17 protein-coding genes are annotated in these 16,822 nt (G+C 73.2%); 10 read left to right on the forward strand and 7 right to left on the reverse strand.

The features are described from left to right. Positions 1-52 precede the first annotated feature (52 nt). Positions 53-916, forward strand: a complete 864-nt coding sequence (locus BLU82_RS15970) for an AraC family transcriptional regulator (RefSeq protein WP_092622168.1) — start codon at positions 53-55, stop codon at positions 914-916. Between the two features lie 182 nt (positions 917-1,098). Here BLU82_RS15970 and BLU82_RS15975 read toward each other — a convergent pair whose 3' ends face one another. After that, entirely contained in the window at positions 1,099-3,753 is a 2,655-nt protein-coding gene (locus tag BLU82_RS15975; RefSeq protein WP_157741036.1) for a glycoside hydrolase family 97 catalytic domain-containing protein, read from the reverse strand. Positions 3,754-3,992: 239 nt separating this feature from the next. Here BLU82_RS15975 and BLU82_RS15980 point away from each other — a divergent pair, with 239 nt between their 5' ends. Genes BLU82_RS15980 through BLU82_RS16000 form a run of 5 tightly spaced genes read left to right on the forward strand, consistent with a single transcriptional unit; the run spans position 3,993 to position 8,292 of the window. Continuing rightward, entirely contained in the window at positions 3,993-5,087 is a 1,095-nt protein-coding gene (locus BLU82_RS15980; protein ID WP_231947799.1) for an iron ABC transporter permease, read from the forward strand. Between the two features lie 16 nt (positions 5,088-5,103). Continuing rightward, positions 5,104-6,078 carry an ABC transporter substrate-binding protein gene (locus BLU82_RS15985; RefSeq protein WP_092622171.1) on the forward strand — a complete coding sequence of 325 codons (975 nt, stop codon included), beginning with the start codon at positions 5,104-5,106 and terminating at the stop codon, positions 6,076-6,078. Further along, positions 6,075-6,860 carry an ABC transporter ATP-binding protein gene (locus BLU82_RS15990; RefSeq protein WP_092622172.1) on the forward strand — a complete coding sequence of 262 codons (786 nt, stop codon included), beginning with the start codon at positions 6,075-6,077 and terminating at the stop codon, positions 6,858-6,860. The genes BLU82_RS15985 and BLU82_RS15990 overlap by 4 nt, the downstream gene beginning before the upstream one ends. Further along, positions 6,857-7,552, forward strand: a complete 696-nt coding sequence (locus BLU82_RS15995; RefSeq protein WP_092622173.1) for a class I SAM-dependent methyltransferase — start codon at positions 6,857-6,859, stop codon at positions 7,550-7,552. The genes BLU82_RS15990 and BLU82_RS15995 overlap by 4 nt, the downstream gene beginning before the upstream one ends. Continuing rightward, the gene (locus BLU82_RS16000) at positions 7,549-8,292 is read left to right on the forward strand and encodes a class I SAM-dependent methyltransferase (RefSeq protein ID WP_092622174.1); all 744 of its coding nucleotides are present in this window, start codon (positions 7,549-7,551) and stop codon (positions 8,290-8,292) included. The genes BLU82_RS15995 and BLU82_RS16000 overlap by 4 nt, the downstream gene beginning before the upstream one ends. On the opposite strand, the gene BLU82_RS16005 is transcribed toward BLU82_RS16000, so the two are convergent. Next, positions 8,293-10,017 (reverse strand): L-aspartate oxidase, encoded by a 1,725-nt coding sequence (locus tag BLU82_RS16005; RefSeq protein WP_092622175.1) that lies wholly within the window; start codon positions 10,015-10,017, stop codon positions 8,293-8,295. 78 nt (positions 10,018-10,095) lie between these two features. Between BLU82_RS16005 and BLU82_RS16010 the strand changes: the two genes are divergently transcribed. Further along, positions 10,096-11,052 carry a LysR family transcriptional regulator gene (locus BLU82_RS16010; protein ID WP_092622176.1) on the forward strand — a complete coding sequence of 319 codons (957 nt, stop codon included), beginning with the start codon at positions 10,096-10,098 and terminating at the stop codon, positions 11,050-11,052. On the opposite strand, the gene BLU82_RS16015 is transcribed toward BLU82_RS16010, so the two are convergent. Further along, the gene (locus tag BLU82_RS16015) at positions 11,000-11,476 is read right to left on the reverse strand and encodes a pyridoxamine 5'-phosphate oxidase family protein (RefSeq protein ID WP_092622177.1); all 477 of its coding nucleotides are present in this window, start codon (positions 11,474-11,476) and stop codon (positions 11,000-11,002) included. The two genes, BLU82_RS16010 and BLU82_RS16015, sit on opposite strands and share 53 nt — an antisense overlap. Before the next feature lie 33 nt (positions 11,477-11,509). Then, complete coding sequence (locus BLU82_RS16020) at positions 11,510-12,625, reverse strand: epoxide hydrolase family protein (RefSeq protein ID WP_092622178.1); 1,116 nt, start codon at positions 12,623-12,625, stop codon at positions 11,510-11,512. 58 nt (positions 12,626-12,683) lie between these two features. On the opposite strand from BLU82_RS16020, the gene BLU82_RS16025 reads away from it, so the two are divergent. Genes BLU82_RS16025 through BLU82_RS16035 form a run of 3 tightly spaced genes read left to right on the forward strand, consistent with a single transcriptional unit; the run spans position 12,684 to position 14,305 of the window. After that, complete coding sequence (locus BLU82_RS16025; protein WP_092622179.1) at positions 12,684-13,016, forward strand: metalloregulator ArsR/SmtB family transcription factor; 333 nt, start codon at positions 12,684-12,686, stop codon at positions 13,014-13,016. Continuing rightward, positions 13,013-13,492 (forward strand): SRPBCC domain-containing protein, encoded by a 480-nt coding sequence (locus tag BLU82_RS16030; RefSeq protein ID WP_092622180.1) that lies wholly within the window; start codon positions 13,013-13,015, stop codon positions 13,490-13,492. Before BLU82_RS16025 ends, BLU82_RS16030 begins: the two co-directional genes overlap by 4 nt. Before the next feature lie 12 nt (positions 13,493-13,504). Further along, positions 13,505-14,305: an alpha/beta fold hydrolase gene (locus BLU82_RS16035; protein ID WP_092622181.1), complete on the forward strand. Its 801-nt coding sequence runs from the start codon at positions 13,505-13,507 to the stop codon at positions 14,303-14,305. Between the two features lie 57 nt (positions 14,306-14,362). On the opposite strand, the gene argG is transcribed toward BLU82_RS16035, so the two are convergent. From argG to BLU82_RS16050, 3 genes are all read right to left on the reverse strand, one after another. After that, positions 14,363-15,793, reverse strand: a complete 1,431-nt coding sequence (argG, locus tag BLU82_RS16040) for an argininosuccinate synthase (protein WP_092622182.1) — start codon at positions 15,791-15,793, stop codon at positions 14,363-14,365. 217 nt (positions 15,794-16,010) lie between these two features. Beyond that, entirely contained in the window at positions 16,011-16,196 is a 186-nt protein-coding gene (locus BLU82_RS16045) for a hypothetical protein (protein ID WP_092622183.1), read from the reverse strand. A 31-nt stretch (positions 16,197-16,227) separates the two neighbouring features. After that, on the reverse strand, positions 16,228-16,794 hold the full coding sequence (locus BLU82_RS16050) for a transcriptional regulator (protein WP_092622184.1): 567 nt from the start codon (positions 16,792-16,794) through the stop codon (positions 16,228-16,230). Positions 16,795-16,822 lie beyond the last annotated feature (28 nt).

Raw genomic sequence — 16,822 nt, forward strand, 5'->3', positions numbered from 1 at the left:
CGAAGACTTAATAAACTTTGTCAAGTATGTAACTCGTGCCATACTCGGAACCGTGCCAGCCCGCGACGGTCTCCGCCCGCAGCGGCTCTACGCCGTCCCGCGGCGGCAGGTCACGGCGGCGCTGGCGGCGCCCGTCACGCGGCGCCTGGTGGTCACCGACGCCGGCCACTCCCCCGCCCCGGCGCCGTTCGCGGCGTCCCGGCCGTCGGGTTCCCGGCACACCCTCCTCGCCGTCTGCGCGGGCGGCAGCGGCTGGGCCGACGCCGGCGGGCGGCGGCACCGCATCGGCGCCGGGTCCGCGCTGGTCGTCCCGGCCGCGACGCCGCACGCGTACGGCGGGTCGGCGTCGTCGCCGTGGACGGTGTGGTGGTGTCATCTGCGCGGCAGCGACGTGCCGGAGCTGGTCGAGGCGCTGGGCCCGCCGGTCGTGCCGATCCGGCACCTGGACCGCGCCGTCGCCCTCGCCGACGAGATCGTCGGGCGGCTCGCCCGCGACGACGCCGCCCCCGGCCGCCTCGTCGGCGCGTCCGGCGCGGCGTGGAAGCTGCTCACCCAGCTGATCGCGGACCGGTCAGCCGCATCACCCGCCGCGGACGACCCGCTCTCGCGGGCGATGGACTACCTCGCGTCCCGGCTGGACGCGACAGTGCGGGTGCCGGAGCTGGCCGCGCTGGTCGGCGTGTCGCCGTCGCACCTGACGACCTTGTTCCGCCGGGCCACCGGCGGCGGGGTGCACGCCTACCAGACGACGCTGCGGATGACCCGGGCCCGGCTGCTGCTGACCACGACGGCCGCGACGGTCAGCGAGATCGCCCGCGACGTCGGCTACGGCGACCCGTTCCACTTCTCCCGCCAGTTCCGCCAGCTGCACGCGATGAGCCCGACCGACTACCGCCGCCGCCCCACCGCCCCCTGACCCCTCGCCCGCTTTGTCACCTGATCATCTTCGGGAAAACGATCAGGTGACGAAGCGAGGGGGTCAACAGATCGGTAGGTCACCTGATCAACTCCACGATGTGGACGCGAAACGATCAGGTGACGTACCGGCCGCCTGACGGGGCCGTAGGTCACCTGATCGTCCGCAGCGCTCGGCCCGGATCAGTTCGTGACGGTGATCCGGTCGAGGTCGGGCGCCGCGCCGGAGCCGCCGGTGACGGTGATCGCGTTGGCCGCGCCCGCGGCCAGGTCGAGGCCGGCCGTGACCGTCGCGGTCGCCGTCGCGCCGCCGGTCGACGGGAAGTCGACGGTCACGGGCGCGCCGCCGTTGACGCTGACCTGCGCCGTCGCGTCCAGCGTCGCGGCGTAGTCGAGGCGGACGGTGTGGTTGCCGGCCGCGCTCGCCGTCACCCCATTCACCGTCACCGACCCGCCGCCGGCCAGCCCCGTCACCGCCGACCCGCCCGAGCACGGACCGCACGCGGTCGCCGTCGCACCCCCGGCGAGGGTGTTGCCGGCCGCCTCCGCCTCGGTGCGCCGCGACACGATCAGCGCGTCGACGTCCGGCGCGTAGGCCGACGGGTGGGAGAAGCGGATCGTGTTCGCGCCCGCGTTCAGCGGCACGTCGATCGTCCACTTGTTCACGAACTCCCAGCCACCCGAGTCCTTCAGCGACTCCGTGCCGACGACCGCCCCGTTGACCTCGATCTGGATCGACCGCGGGTCGCCGGAGGTGTAGGTGAAGGTCAGCTCGTGCGTGCCGGTCGCGCCGGCCATCACGTCGTTGAACCGCACCGCGCCGCCCTGGCCGAGGTAGCCGACCTTCGCGCCGCCGGAGCAGCCCTTGCAGGCGTCGACCAGCGCGCCGCCGGACAGCGTGTTGCCGGGCGCCTCCGCCTCGTACCGGACGTCGCCGCTGCCGATCTGCGCCAGCGGGGTCCTCGAGAGGTGCACGGCCGCGCCGCCGGTCGCGAGCATCGGCAGCGACAGCGTGTCCGCGCTGGTGACGGTCTGCGTCGTCACCGACGACACCCGCCCGGCGCCGTCGTCGGCGAAGATCGTCGCCGTGTACGTCCCGGAACCGAGGAACGAGAGCGGGACGGACGCCGTCCGCGCCGGGTCGGTGATCGCGCCCACGAACCAGTCGTCGCCGCTGCGCCGGGCCATCGTCACGTGGTCGCCGGGGAAACCCTCGACGACGCGGGTCTCGTCCCACACCGTCGGGACGGCGCGCATGAGGTGCCGGCCCGGCCACTGCTCGTACGCGGCCACGGAGTCGGAGTAGTTGACCATGCCGGACGTGAACACGATCGACTGCGCCAGCGTGTGCGCCTGGGTGAGGATCGACCCGTTCAGCGAGATCATCGTCGGCGTGTAGTCCATGCCGCCGATCGGGTTGCGGACGAACGGGAAGGTCGCGTCCAGCCGGGCCGTCGTCGGCGGCGGGTACAGGTAGTGCTCGGTGCCCGCGACCGCCTCGGACGTCACGACCCACGGCCAGGTGCGGTTCTCGCCGCCGGGCTTGGTGCTGCCGTGGAAGTTCAGCATCAGCTCGTGCTCGCCCGCGGCGTCGCCGATGGACTGGTACCAGCCCATGACGTTCTGCGAGTCGTTGAGGAAGAAGTCGACCTTCAGCCCGGCGACGCCGTACGCCTTGTGCTCGGCGGCCAGCGCGTCGGCCTGGGCGGGCGTGGCGAACGGCTCGGCCGTCACCCACGCGAAGATGTCGACGTTCCGCTGCGCGGCGTACTGCGAGATGGCCGGCAGGTCGACATCCGGGTCGTAGCAGCAGTCGACGGTGACGTACTCGAAGCCCATCGACGCGGCGAAGTCGACCACCTGCTTCTGCTTGTCCAGGTCCGCCGCGCTGTCGCCGTCGCTGAACCACGACCACGCCGCCCGGCCCGGCCGCACCCAGTCCGCGTCCGCCGTCGCCGGCGGGTTGAGGTGCTGCACCAGGTCGGAGTTGACCAGCACGTCCAGGTCGGACGCGATGATCGCGGCACGCCACGGCGTCTGGAAGGGGTACGTGCTCGAGATCGGGAACGCCTGGTCCGGCGTCCGCTCCACGTTCAGCAGGCCGTCGTTCGCCTGGCTCCCCTTCAGCAGCGACGGCGCGAAGCTCGCCCCGGCGTTGTAGACGTTCGCCTCGGAGATGACGGTGAAGTAGGCGTTGTCGTCGATCGACGCCAGCAGCGGCATGGTCAGCTCGGTGCCGTCGTTCAGCCCGGCCGCGGACCGGTAGACGTAGTCCTGCTCGTAGTTGCCGTTCCACACCGCGGCCCAGCCGCCGGTCGGCGCCGGCAGCCGGAACCCGCTCCGCTCGTCGGTGATGCTGACGGCGCCGCTGCCGCCCGGCAGCACGTACCGGTACGCGACCCCGTCGTCATAGGCGCGCACGACCAGTTGCATCGTCTGGCCGCCCTTGGTGTAGCCGAGCACCAGCTCGTTGGCGTGGTCGCGGTACGACGGCTTGGTGCCGGCCGGCAGCGTGTACGTCTCGTCGATGGTGCTGCGCGACTGCGACGCGTAGGTCAGGCCGGTGGAGAAGTCGACGGCGCTGGTGGCGATGCCCAGCGGCGATTCCTCGAAGATCGTGGTGGTGCCGGCGGTGACCTCGTAGGTCAGCGCGCCGGAGGGCTGCTCGTGGACGGCGAAGGTGATCTCGCCGTCCGGGGACGTGACAGTGTGCGTGGTCAGCGCCTGCGCCGGGACCACGCCGAGGTCCGTCGTCGTCAGCGACGCGACGACGGACGCGGCGACAGCCGCCGATGCCAGGGCGAGGGTCGATCGGCGGCGTTTCCTGCCTGCGAACACGGCTCCTCCTCGGGGTGCTGCGGGTGCCCGTCGCGTGACGGTAGCCGTGACTCCGCGTCGTCCGGAATGACGAAAACGCGCCCGGACCTGGAGAAAGCGATGATCTTGGTCCAACCGCCGACATCGGCGGAAACGGGGACGGAGCGGTCGGTGAACACGCGGCTCCGGGCTGGATTCCGGCCCGGGCGTCCGGCAAGATGCGACTGAGTCGCAGGTGCGATCTGGTCTCCGGAGGTGTCGTGAGTCTCACCGGCGTGGTCGCCGAGCCCCTCGTCGACGACGATCTGGGCCAGCGGGCGCAGCGGCGCCGCACGGCGCTCTGGATCGGCGGTCTGTCCGCCGGGCTGCTCGTCACCGTGGTGCTGGCGGTCGGCATCGGAGCGGTCGGCATCGACCCCGGCACCGTCGCCCGCATCGTCGGCCACCACACGCTGGGCAGCCCGGACGCGGTCACCTGGTCGCAGGCCGAGGACTCCATCGTCTGGCAGGTGCGCCTCCCCCGCGTGGTCCTCGGCGTCGTCGTCGGGGCGGCGCTGGCCGTGTGCGGCGTCGCGCTGCAGGCGATGATGCGCAACCTGCTGGCCGACCCGTACCTGCTCGGCGTCACCTCCGGCGCGTCGACCGGCGCTGCGGCGGCGATCCTGTTCGGGCTGGGCGCCGGGTTCGGCGAGAACGCGCTGTCGGCGAGCGCGTTCCTCGGCGCGCTGGCGGCGTCGGCGGCGGTGTTCGTGGTGGCGCGGGCGGGCGGGCGGATCACGTCACTGCGGCTGCTGATGGCCGGCGTCGCGGTCGGGTACGCGCTGTACGCCGCGACCAGCTTCCTGATCTTCGCCGCCGACTCCGCCGAGGGCGCCCGGTCGGTGCTGTTCTGGCTGCTCGGCTCGCTCGGCCTGGCCCGCTGGGGCGCGCCGCTGGCGATCGTCGTCGTGGTGGTGGCGCTGACGCTGGCGGCGCTGCTGCTGTGGAGCCGGCGACTGGACGCGCTGGCCATCGGCGACGAGACCGCACACACGCTGGGCGTGCCGCCGACCCGGTTCCGGGTGCAGTTGCTGGTGGTCGTGTCGCTGTGCGTGGGCGCGGTCGTCGCGGCGTCCGGCGGCATCGGCTTCGTCGGCCTCGTCATCCCGCACGTCGCCCGCCGGTTCGTCGGGGCGGCGCACGGCCGCGTCGTCCCGGTGGCGGCGCTGATCGGCGCGATCTTCCTGGTCTGGGCCGACGTCGCCGCGCGGACCCTGCTCGAGCCGCGCGAGCTGCCGATCGGCATCATCACCGCGCTCGTCGGCGCGCCGTTCCTGCTGATCCTGGTCCGGCGGTTCCACTCCGCCGGCGCCTGACCCACCGAGGAGACCCATGCGCTACCTGCCGCCCATCGCCGCGCTCGTCCTGCTGGCCACCGCGGCCTGCGGCGCCGGCGACGACACTGGCGAGGCCGCCGCGACCGCCGGCGACTACCCGGTGACCGTGGACAACTGCGGCGTCGACGTGACGTTCGACGCGCCGCCGGAGCGGGTGGTGCTGCTGGAGAGCGCGCCGGTGACGATCATGCACGAGCTCGGCGTGCTGGACGCCGCGGTGCTGCGGGCCGGCGCGTTCCCCGAGGCGTACTACGACGGCGAGACGAACGCGGCCATCGCCGCCGTCGAGTCGCTCGGCGACGACGTCGACACCAGCGGCCACCTGCAGATCTCGCAGGAGGTCATCATCGCCCGGCAGCCGGAGCTGGTGCTGGGGCTGCCCGACGGCATCACCCGCGAAGGGCTGTCCGGCGTCGGCATCAACGCGCTGGTGCAGCCGGTGATGTGCCCCGACGGCGTCGACGCGACCACCTTCGACGACGTGTACGAGCAGATCGAGACCTACGGGCGGGTCTTCGACCGCACGGACGAGGCCGACGCGCTCGTCGGCGAGCTGCGCGACCGCGTCGCGGCGGTCGAGGCGGCCGCCGAGGGCGCGCCGGAGCGCACCGCCGCCGTCCTCTACCCCACCGTCGGCGGCGGCAGCGGCTACGCCTACGGCAACCGCAGCATGGCGCACCCGCAGCTGGAGGCGGCCGGCTTCACCAACGTCTTCGGCGACGTCGACGAGCGGGTGTTCGAGGTGACGCTGGAGCAGATCATCGCCGCCGACCCGGACGTTCTGGTGCTGCTGCACGTCGACGGCGACCCCGCCGCCGTCAAGGACGCCGTCGTCGCCCTGCCCGGCGCCGAGGACCTGACGGCGGTCCGCAACGACGACATCCTCGTGCAGCTGTTCAACTTCACCGAGCCGCCCACGCCGCTGTCGATCGACGGGCTGGAGCGCATCGCCGAGCGGTTCCTCCCGTGATCGGCGCCGACGGCGTCTCGTTCGCCTACGGCGACACCCTGGTGCTCGACGGCGCCCACGTCACCGCCGCGCCCGGCACCGTCGTCGGGCTGATCGGGCCGAACGGCAGCGGCAAGACGACGCTGCTGCGCACGCTCTACGGCGCGCTGGCGCCGAAGGCCGGGCTCGTGACGCTGGACGAGACGCCGGTCGGCGAGCTGCGCCCGCGCGAGCTGGCCCGGCGCCTCGCCGTCGTCGTCCAGGAGAGCACCGGCGAGCTGCCGCTGACCGTCACCGAGACCGTGCTGCTCGGCCGCGCGCCGCACCTGTCCACGTTCCAGCGCCACGGCCGCGACGACTACCGCGTCGCGGCCGCGTCGCTGGCCCGGGTCGGCGCCCGGCACCTCGCCGGGCGGGTGTTCGCCGGGCTGTCCGGCGGCGAGAAGCAACGGGTGCTGATCGCCCGCGCGCTGGCCCAGCAGGCCGACCACCTGCTGCTCGACGAGCCCACCAACCATCTCGACATCCGCTACCAGCACGAGGTGTTGCAGCTGGTCAGCCAGCTGGACGTCACGACCGTCGTGGTGCTGCACGACCTCAACCTCGCCGCCCGCTACTGCGACGAGCTGGTGCTGCTCGACGGCGGCCGGGTCGCCGCCGCGGGCACGCCGGACGACGTCCTGCGCCCGGAGGTGCTGGAGCCGGTGTACCGCATCGGCGTCCAGCGCATCGACACCGGCGACGGCGTCCAGCTGCTGTTCCGTCCGCTCGACGCCGACGTCCCCGAAGGAGCGACCGCATGACCGACGTCACCACCGCCCAGGACAGCATCACCCGGTACTGGACCGAACGCGCCGATTCCTACGACGCCCACCACCGCGAGCAGCTCGGCAACGCCGAGGTGAAGGCCGGCTGGACGGACGTGTGGCGGCGCGCGCTGCCGGCGCCGCCGGCCCGGGTGCTCGACGTCGGCACCGGCACCGGGCACGTCGCGCTGCTCCTCGCCGAGCTCGGCCACGACGTCGTCGGCACCGACCTCTCGCCCGGCATGCTGGCGAAGGCGCGGGAGAAGGCGGCCGGGCTGGCGCACCCGCCGGAGCTGCTGATCGGCGACGCCGTCGCGCCGGACTTCCCGGACGCGAGCTTCGACGTCGTCACCAGCCGGTACCTGCTGTGGACGCTGCGCACGCCCGAGGTCGCGCTGGCGAACTGGCGGGCGCTGCTGCGGCCGGGCGGGCTGCTGGCCGCCGTCGACAGCACCTGGTTCCCGTCCGGCGTCGGGCCGGACCCGCTGTACGACCGGACGGCGATGTCGCTGCTGCCGCTGGCGGAGGCGGCCAGCATCGACGACTCCGCGGCGCAGGTGCGCGCGGCCGGGTTCGCCGACGTCACGGTCACACCGCTGCCGCGGATCCTCGACCTCGACCGTCGCTACGGCGTCGCCGACGGGCACGAGGTGCAGCTGCAGTTCCTCATCACGGGGAGGGTGGCATGAACCGGCTCGACAGCTGGGACCGCCAGCAGGAGGTCTACATCCGCGACCGCGAGCGGCGCTACGACGTCATGCTGACGTTCCTGGAGGAGCTGGCGCCGGACGCGCCGCTCGTGCTCGACCTCGCGGCCGGGCCCGGCTCGACGGCGGTCCGGGTGCTGGACCGGCTACCCGGCTCGCGCTGCCTCGCCGTCGACGTCGACCCGGTGCTGCAGCGGCTCGGCCGCGAGGCGTACGGCGACGCCGGTGGCCGGCTCACCTGGATCCGGGCCGACCTGCGCGACCCGCGGTGGCCGTCGGCGCTGGGCGTCGACCGCGTCGACGCCGTCGTCTCGACCACGGCGCTGCACTGGCTGCGCCCGGAGGAGCTGGCGCCGCTGTACCGGACGCTGCGCGAGCTGCTGGCGGAGTCTGGCGGGCCGTTCCTCAACGGCGACCACTTCCCGTTCCCGCGCGAGACGCCCCGCGTCCGCGCCGCCGCCCAGCGCGTCGACCAGCGGCGTCAGGACGACGCCGTCGCCGCCGGGGCCGAGGACTGGGCCGCCTGGTGGGAGTCGCTGCGGGCCGACCCGGACCTCGCCGCCGAGCACGCCGAACGCGACGCGCTGTGGGCCGGGACCCGCCGCGACCTCACGTCGGCGTCGCTGGCCTTCCACCAGGCCGCGCTGGACGCCGCCGGGTTCACCGAGTCGGCGATCGTCTGGCAGGACCTCGACGAGCGGGTGCTGCTGGCGCTGCCGTGACTACTCGACCAGCTTGCCCTCGGTCGAGACGTCCCGGATGAGGGCGGCGATCTCGTCCGGCACTGGCGGGATCTCCTCGCGCACCACACCCGTCGCGGGCGACCACACGAGGTTGACCCGCAGCGCGGGGTCGAGCTCGGGGTAGTCGGCGCGGTTGTGGCAACCGCGGGTCTCGCGACGCTCCAGCGCGGCCTCCAGCGTGGCCCGGGCGGCCAGCGCGGACGCCTTGAGGTCGAAGGCGTGCGCGAGGTCCTGGAACCCGGCGATGTCGGGGTGGATGCCGACGTCGGTCATGCGCTCCTCGAGGTGGTCGAGCTCGGCCAGCCCCGCCTTCAGCCCGGCCTCGTCGCGGACCACGCCGGCGTGCTCGGTCATCGTGTTGCGGATGGAGCGCTGCAGGGCGCGCACGTTCTCGCGTCCGTCCGCCGCCAGCAGCTCGTCGACCTCGGCCCGGGCCTGCGCGACGGCGTCGGCCGAGCGGCGCTGGGCGTCGAGACCGGCGGCGTGCGCGACTGCGGCCCGGCCCACGATGCGGCCGAAGACCAGCAGCTCGATGAGCGAGTTGCCGCCGAGCCGGTTGGCGCCGTGCAGCCCGCTGGACGCCTCGCCGACCGCGTACAGGCCGCCGACGTCGGTGCCGTGGTCGTCGGGCCGGACCCACACCCCGCCCATGGAGTAGTGCGCCGTGGGCGCCACCTCGATGGGGTCGGCGGTGATGTCGAGCATCTGCACCTCGAGCATGGTCTGGTAGACCCGCGGCAGCCGCGTCATGATGGTCTCGCGCGGCAACCCCGACACGTCCAGCCAGACGCCGCCCTTCTCGGTGCCGCGCCCCTCCTTGATCTCGGTGTACGCGGCCAGCGCGACGCGGTCGCGGGTGGACAGCTCCATGCGCTCGGGGTCGTAGCGTTGCATGAACCGCTCGCCGAGCGCGTTGCGCAGGATGCCGCCCTCACCCCGTGCCGCCTCGGAGATCAGCGTCCCCGCCGCGTTCTCGGGCTCGATGATGCCGGACGGGTGGAACTGCACCAGCTCGGGATCGCGCAGCCGGGCGCCGGCCTCGACGGCGAGCCGGAACGCGTCGCCGGTGTTCTCGTCGCGCCGCGACGACGTGCGCCGCCAGATGCGGGTGTGGCCGCCGGCCGCCAGCACGACCGCGTCGGCGTGGATGAGGTAGCGGGTGCCGTCGCGCAGGTCGAAGCCGTAGGCGCCGAAGACGACGTTGTCGCGCACCAGGATGCGGGTGATGTAGACGGAGTCGAGGATCGGGATGCCCAGCTGCTCGGTGCGCCGCACCAGCGTGCGCTGGATCTCCAGGCCCGTGTAGTCGCCGGCGAACGCGGTGCGCCGGAACGTGTGCGCGCCGAAGAAGCGCTGCGAGATGCGGCCGTCGGCCTCGCGGGCGAACGCCATGCCGTAGCGCTCGAGGTCGCGGATGCCGCGCTCGGCGCCGCGTGTGACGATCTCGACCGTGTGCGGGTTGGCGAGGTCGTAGCTCTCCTTGACGGTGTCGGCGGCGTGCTGCTGCCAGCTGTCGCCGGCGTCCAGGGTGCCCAGCGCCGCGTTGATGCCGCCGGCCGCGAGCGCGGTGTGCGCGTCGTCGCGTGGGCGCTTGCCGACGGCGAGCACGTCGACGCCCTGCTCGGCGACCTCGATGGCCGCCCGCAACCCCGACCCTCCCGTCCCGATGACGAGCACGGTGGTGGACAGCTGGCGTTCGCTCATGCCTGTCACGCTAAGCGCGCTTGCTCGATAACTCCAATGCATTGTTTGCGTCGTTTCGATGCGCCTACGCTATGACGTATGAACCTGGAGCAGTTGCGCGGATTCGTCGAGGTGGCCCGGCTCGGCCACTTCACCCGCGCCGCCGAGCACCTGCACCTGGCCCAGCCGTCGCTGAGCCGGCAGATCTCGGCGCTGGAGAGCGACCTGGGCGCCGAGCTGTTCCACCGCGCCCGCGGGCACATCTCGCTCACCGCGGCCGGCGAGGCGCTGCTGCCGCTGGCGCGGCGCATGCTGGCCGACGCCGACACCGTCCGCCGCGAGATGGCCGAGCTCGCCGGGCTGCGCCGCGGCCGCGTCCGGCTGGGCGCCACGCCGACGCTGTGCATCAGCCTGGTCGCCGAGGCGGTCAGTGCCTTCCACGGCGCCCACCCCGGCATCGACCTGCACGTCACCGAGGGCGGCTCGCGGGTCCTGATCGACGAGCTGGCCGGCGGCGCGCTGGACCTCGCGCTGATCACCGAGGCCGAGGACCGCCCGGCCAGCCTCACCCGGACCCCGCTGCTGACCGAGGAGCTGGTGGTGGTCTCGTCCGCGGCGTGGCCGCCGGTCTCGTCGCGTCCGGCCATCGACCTGCGGCAGCTGGCCCGGCTGCCGCAGATCGTCTTCCACGAGAGCTACGACCTGCGCGTCACCACCGAGGCGGCGTTCCGCGCCGCCGGACTCACCCCGTCCGTCGTGCTGGAAGGGGCCGAGATGGACGCCGTGCTGCGCTTCGTCGAGCGCGGCCTCGGCGTCGCCGTCGTGCCCGCGATGGTGCTGCTCGACCGCCCGGCCCTGCGCTCGGTGCGGCTCACGGCGCCGCGGCTCACCCGCACCGTCAGCCTGGCGCACCGCTCCGACGTCACGCTGACGCGGGCGGCCGCGGCCATGCAGCGGGTCGTCGCCGCCACCGCCGAGGCGCTCGCGGCCGGCAGCGCGCTGGTCAGCCGGGCACCGGCTCGGGGTCGGGCCCGCCGTTCCACGCCCACCGGGTGAACGTCGGCCCCGTCAGCGGCTCCCACCACGCCAGCGCGCGCTCCGGGCGCAGCTCGAAGAGCCGGTTCGGCGGGTCCATGGCCAGCCGGTACGGGGTGCCGTCGGGCGTGACGTACTTCGCCGCCATCGCGTCGTCGACCTGCGCCGCCACCTCGTCGTCGTGCACCCGCGCCGTCGTCCCCTCGATCACCAGCACGTCATGCCCGCCGTCGAGGTGGACGGCGGCGCGCGGCTCGGCGGCCAGGTTGCGGCCCTTCACCGACGCGGGATCGGTGCTGAAGTACAGGCGGCCGTCCTGCCAGACGCCCCACATCGGCACCACGTGCGGGCGGCCGTCGGGACGAGTGGTGGACAGCCAGTAGTCGCTGGCCCGCTCGAGGCGGCGGCGCTGCAGCGGCCACGGGACGCGGTGGGTCGCGGTCATGGCGGCAGCCTCTCATCCGGCGCCGGCGCGGCGTCAGCTCAGGTCCTCGGCGAAGGCGAGCAGGTCGGCGGCGAGCAGTTCGGGCGCCTCCAGCGCGGCGAAGTGGCCGCCGCGCGGCTGGTCGGTCCAGCGCTCCAGCCGGTACATGCGTTCCAGCCAGGACCGCGGCGGATCCTCACGGAAGCCACGCTCGTGACCGAACCGCGCGACCGCCGTCGGCACCTCGATCCGGGCACCCGCCGGCAGCACCGTCGTCCCGGCGGCGCGGTTGTCGGCGTAGTCCAACACCGACGTCTCCGCGGTGCCGGTCGCCCACCACCAGGTCAGCAGCTCGGGCAGCGCATCGCGCCCGGTCCGCGCGGACACCGTCGGGCCGAGCGCGGGATCGGTCCACGCGGCCCACTTGTCCAGCACCCAGGCGGCCAGCCCGGCCGGCGAGTCCAGCAGCGCCGGGACCAGCGCGCCGGGCCGGGTCGCCTGGATCTCCTTGTAGCCGCGCTCGCCCTGCCACCAGCCGTCGAAGCGGTCCAGATAGTCGCGCTCCTCGGCGGCCGGCTCCTCGCCCGGGGCGAGGGTCGGGCCGAGGTCGGCGTTGGACAGGTGCAGCCCGGCGACGAGGCCGGGCCGGTCCAGCGCCAGCCAGCTCGCGACGTCGGACCCGAAGTCGGTGCCGTGCGCGACGAACCGGCGGTACCCGAGCGCGGCCATCACGTCGGCCAGCAGCCCCGCCGTGTCGCGCGTCGTCCACCGTCCGGGCGGCCGCTCGGACCAGCCGTAGCCGGGCAGCGACGCGACGACGACGGTGCGCGGCGCCAGCAGCGGGACCAGCCGCTCGAACTCGAGGAAGCTGCTCGGCCAGCCGTGCACCAGCAGCAGCGGCGGCCGGTCGTCGCCGCTGTGCACCGCCACGTGGACGGCGCCCCCGGTGGCCCGGACGAGGAGGTGCCGGGCCCGGTTGACCCGCCGTTCCGCGGCCGGCCAGTCGAACCCGTCCGCCCACCAGTCGCACAGGTCGCGCAGCTCGGCGGTCCGCGGGCCCAGCTCGTCACCGGCGGCGTCGCGTCGCGGCCAGCGGGTGGCCCGGAGCCGGCCGCCGAGCGCGTCGAGCACGTCGCGTCCGATCGCGACCGTCACCGGTTCGAGGTCCATCCGCCCAGGCTACGTACATCTGCTTGTATGTATATATGTGCTCGTGTATGTTCGAGGCATGGACGAGCTGCGGCACCAGCTGAGCGTGATCGCGGAACCCAACCGGTTCCGCATCGTCGAACTGCTGCGCTCCGGCCCGCACAGCGTCGGCGGCATCGTCGACGCGCTCGGAATGGCGCAGCCGCACGTGTCGCGGCACCTGCGGCTACTGGCCGACGCCGGTGTCGTCGACGCGACACGGCAGGCGCAGCAGCGCATCTACCGGCTGCGTCACGAGCCGCTGCGCGACATCGGCGCCTGGGCGCAGAGCTTCGCCGTCCTGTGGACCGAGCGGCTCGACCGCCTGGGCGACTTCCTCGACGACACCGACCCGAACGGAGACGGCTCATGACCACCGACGGCATCGTCATCGACGAGCAGACCAACACCCTGACCATCGCCCGCTCCTACCGCGCCGCCGTCGACCGCGTCTGGACGGCATGGACCGACCCGGCCGCCGTCGCCCGCTGGTGGGGGCCGCACGGCTGGACCACCACCGTCGAGCAGATGGACGTCCGCCCGGGCGGCCAGTGGCGCTTCTCCATGGCCCCCGACGACGGCTCGGCCGGCCCCATCCACATCGTCGCCACGTACGGCGAGGTGCGCCCGCGCGAGCAGCTGAGCTACGTCGACCGGCGCGCGACCGCCGACTGGGTCGCCACCGGCGAAGGCATGTCCACCACCGTCGCGTTCAGCGCCCGCGACACCGGCACCCACGTCAGCATCACCGCCGTGTTCGCCGACCACGACACCCTGCAGCAGGCCGTCGCGAGCGGCATGGGCGAGGGCTACCAGGAGGCGCTCGAGCGCCTCGGCACCATCCTCTGAAAGGAACCGATCATGCAGACCCTGACCTCGAAGGACGGCACCACCATCGCGTACGAGACGACGGGCTCCGGCCCGGCCGTCATCGTCGTCAGCACGGTCGCCGAGGACCACACCGGCGTCGCCGGCATCGCGGCCGAGCTGGCCGAGCACTTCACCGTCGTCAACTTCGACCGCCGCGGCCGCGGCGGCAGCGGCGACCCGCAGCCGTACGACCCGGCCCGCGAGATCGACGACATCGAGGCGCTCATCGACACCGTCGGCGGCCGGGCCGCGCTGGTCAGCGGCTCGGGTGGGTGCGTGCTCGCCCTCGACGCCGCCTCCGCGCTCGCCGACAAGGTCACCGGCCTGGGCCTGTTCGAGCCGCCGTTCATCGTCAGCGACATCCGCCCGCCGGCGCCCGCCGGCTACGTCGCGCACCAGGAGGCGCTGGTCGCGGCCGGGAAACGCAGCGAGGCGGTCGAGTACTTCATGACGCAGCTGCTGCTGATCCCCGCCGAATGGGTCGAGGGCATGAAGCAGGACCCGTCGTGGGACGCGATGGCCGCGCTCGCGCACACCTATGCCTACGACGGCCGCATCGTGGAGGGCACCCAGGACGGCACGCCGCTCCCCCGCGACCGCTGGTCCATCGAGGCGCCGGTCCTGGTGCAGGTCGGCGAGAACGGCGAGCCGTTCATGCACGAGGGCGCCCACGCGCTGGCCGGCGTGCTGCCCGCCGTCACCGTCGAGGTGCTGCCCGGCCTGGACCACTCGGCGTTCTGGATGACGCCCGCACCCGTCGCCGCGTCCGTCCGCGCCTTCCTGACCCGCTGATCGGACGACGACGGCGGCGGCTCCCTGTCCGGGGCCGCCGCCGTCGAAGCTCGTGCGTCAGTCGGTGCCGAACTCCATGGCGGCGCGGTCGAGCATGGCGTCGGAGTCGACCTCGCCTCGTGACGCGATGGCGTCGGCGCCGCCCTCCGGCAGCTCCCCCACCAGGTGCGTCGCGCCGATGAGCTCCGCGTGCGCGCCGCCGACCATGCCGAGGCCGGCGTACTGCTCGAGCTTGGCCCGCGAGTCGGCGATGTCGAGGTTGCGCATGGTGAGCTGGCCGATGCGGTCGACCGGGCCGAACGCGGAGTCGGTGGTGCGCTCCATCGACAGCTTGTCCGGGTGGTAGCTCAGCGCCGGGCCGGTGGTGTCGAGGATCGAGTAGTCCTCGCCGCGCCGCAGCCGCAGCGTCACCTCGCCCGTCACGGCCGAGCCGACCCAGCGCTGCAGCGACTCGCGCAGCATGAGCGCCTGCGGGTCGAGCCAGCGGCCCTCGTACATGAGCCGGCCGAGCCGCCTGCCCTCGTTGTGGTAGTTGGCGACGGTGTCCTCGTTGTGGATGGCGTTGACCAGCCGCTCGTAGGCCGCGTGCAGCAGCGCCATGCCGGGCGCCTCGTAGATGCCGCGGCTCTTGGCCTCGATGATGCGGTTCTCGATCTGGTCGGACATGCCCAGCCCGTGCCGTCCGCCGATGGCGTTGGCCTCGAGCACCAGCTCGACCGGGCTCGGGAAGCTCCGGCCGTTGACGGTGACCGGCCGGCCCTGCTCGAAGCCGATGGTGACGTCCTCGGCGGCGATCTCGACGGCCGGGTCCCAGAACCGGACCCCCATGATGGGGTCGACGGTCTCGATGCCGTTGTCGAGGTGCTCCAGCGTCTTCGCCTCGTGCGTCGCGCCCCAGATGTTCGCGTCCGTCGAGTACGCCTTCTCGGCGCTGTCGCGGTACGGGAGGTCGTGCGCGCGCAGCCACTCGCTCATCTCGCGCCGCCCGCCCAGCTCCCCCACGAACGCGGCGTCGAGCCACGGCTTGTAGATGCGCAGGTTCGGGTTGGCGAGCAGGCCGTAGCGGTAGAACCGCTCGATGTCGTTCCCCTTGAACGTCGACCCGTCGCCCCAGATCTGGACGTCGTCCTCGAGCATCGCCCGCACCAGCAGCGTGCCCGTGACCGCCCGGCCCAGCGGCGTCGTGTTGTAGTACGCGCGGCCGCCGCTCCTGATGTGGAAGGCGCCGCAGGTCAGCGCCGCCAGCCCTTCCTCGACCAGCGCGGCGCGGCAGTCGACCAGCCGGGCGATCTCGGCGCCGTACAGCTTCGCCCGCCCCGGCACGGAGTCGATGTCGTCCTCGTCGGCCTGACCGAGGTCAGCGGTGTACGTGCACGGCACCGCGCCCTTGTCGCGCATCCACGCCACCGCCACGGAGGTGTCGAGGCCGCCGGAGAACGCAATGCCGACCCGCTCGCCGGCGGGCAGGGAGGTGAGCACTTTGGACACGAGCAAAAGTATGCAGTGTTCCGCATGACTATGCAAGCGGTGGTTCAGGTGATCTGCCGCACGCGGCCTACCGGCAACCGCGCGGCACAGCGGTTGTAGACCCGGCCGGCCATCGTGGTGCACCGGCTGCACCACTCGCGATCGAGGGCGTCAAGGGTGGTCACGGGATTGCCGTAGAGGTGGTGCCCGACGCGCGTCGACCAGTCACCGTTCCGGCTCAGCGCATGTCGGCCAACCGAGCGGCCGCCGTGAGGACTCCCCCAGTGCTTCCTGCTGCCGGAGCCACTGACGGAACCGGCGCACTCCATCGCACCTGCTGGGAGCCGCCGTAGTTGCTGCGCAGCACGACCGCGAACAGTTTGGAAAGGATCGCGGGCACCTCGGTGGTCTCGTCGCCGGCCATACGCCCGACTGTGCCGCGAACCTCGGACTGTTCAGTCGTCGTCGGAGGCGGGGTCGGGCAGGGCGGGGTGCTCCGTCGGGTACAGGCCGGCCACGAAGCCGAACACGGTGTCGCCGGAGCGTGGGATGGTGCTGAACTCGCGGACCAGCTCGAGCACCTTCTCCCAGAACTCCATCCCCCGCTCCCGCGGGATCCGGGCGTGCCGGTGGATGCTCATCATCACGTCGGCCTCGTACGCCGCCCGCGCCTCAGCGGCCGCCACGGAGAGGTCGTTCTCCCAGATGACGGGGTGGTCGATCTTCCCGATGCGGAACAGCCGGGCCGTGCGGCCGTAGTAGCGCTCGTCGATCGCCCGCACCCGCCGGGTCCGGACGACGCGGAGCATGCCGGCGTCGACGAGGACGCCGACGTGGTGGGCGACGGTGGATTTGGGACGCCCGACGGCGGCGGCCAGCTCCGTCACCGTCGCGGCGCGTTCGAGGACCAGATCGAGGATGGTCGATCGCAGCGGGTCGGACATCGCGCGCAGCTGCGCCGGCGCCGTGACGACGGCCTGGTCGTCCAGGTCGTAGTCGGGCATCGCGCGATCGATCGACATTTCCGGTCCGTTCCACTACGTTGGATTG

The organism is Jiangella sp. DSM 45060 (assembly GCF_900105175.1).
Taxonomy (GTDB): domain Bacteria; phylum Actinomycetota; class Actinomycetes; order Jiangellales; family Jiangellaceae; genus Jiangella.

Excerpts from the sequence above, each read along its gene's own strand:
- BLU82_RS16030 (WP_092622180.1), top strand. The coding sequence starts at position 13,013 with ATGACCACCGACGGCATCGTCATCGACGAGCAGACCAACACCCTGACC.
- BLU82_RS16035 (WP_092622181.1), top strand. The coding sequence starts at position 13,505 with ATGCAGACCCTGACCTCGAAGGACGGCACCACCATCGCGTACGAGACG.
- BLU82_RS15995 (WP_092622173.1), top strand. The coding sequence starts at position 6,857 with ATGACCGACGTCACCACCGCCCAGGACAGCATCACCCGGTACTGGACC.
- BLU82_RS16000 (WP_092622174.1), top strand. The coding sequence starts at position 7,549 with ATGAACCGGCTCGACAGCTGGGACCGCCAGCAGGAGGTCTACATCCGC.
- BLU82_RS16005 (WP_092622175.1), bottom strand. The coding sequence starts at position 10,017 with ATGAGCGAACGCCAGCTGTCCACCACCGTGCTCGTCATCGGGACGGGA.
- BLU82_RS15985 (WP_092622171.1), top strand. The coding sequence starts at position 5,104 with ATGCGCTACCTGCCGCCCATCGCCGCGCTCGTCCTGCTGGCCACCGCG.
- BLU82_RS16045 (WP_092622183.1), bottom strand. The coding sequence starts at position 16,196 with ATGGCCGGCGACGAGACCACCGAGGTGCCCGCGATCCTTTCCAAACTG.
- BLU82_RS16025 (WP_092622179.1), top strand. The coding sequence starts at position 12,684 with ATGGACGAGCTGCGGCACCAGCTGAGCGTGATCGCGGAACCCAACCGG.
- BLU82_RS16020 (WP_092622178.1), bottom strand. The coding sequence starts at position 12,625 with ATGGACCTCGAACCGGTGACGGTCGCGATCGGACGCGACGTGCTCGAC.
- BLU82_RS16050 (WP_092622184.1), bottom strand. The coding sequence starts at position 16,794 with ATGTCGATCGATCGCGCGATGCCCGACTACGACCTGGACGACCAGGCC.
- BLU82_RS16015 (WP_092622177.1), bottom strand. The coding sequence starts at position 11,476 with ATGACCGCGACCCACCGCGTCCCGTGGCCGCTGCAGCGCCGCCGCCTC.
- BLU82_RS16010 (WP_092622176.1), top strand. The coding sequence starts at position 10,096 with ATGAACCTGGAGCAGTTGCGCGGATTCGTCGAGGTGGCCCGGCTCGGC.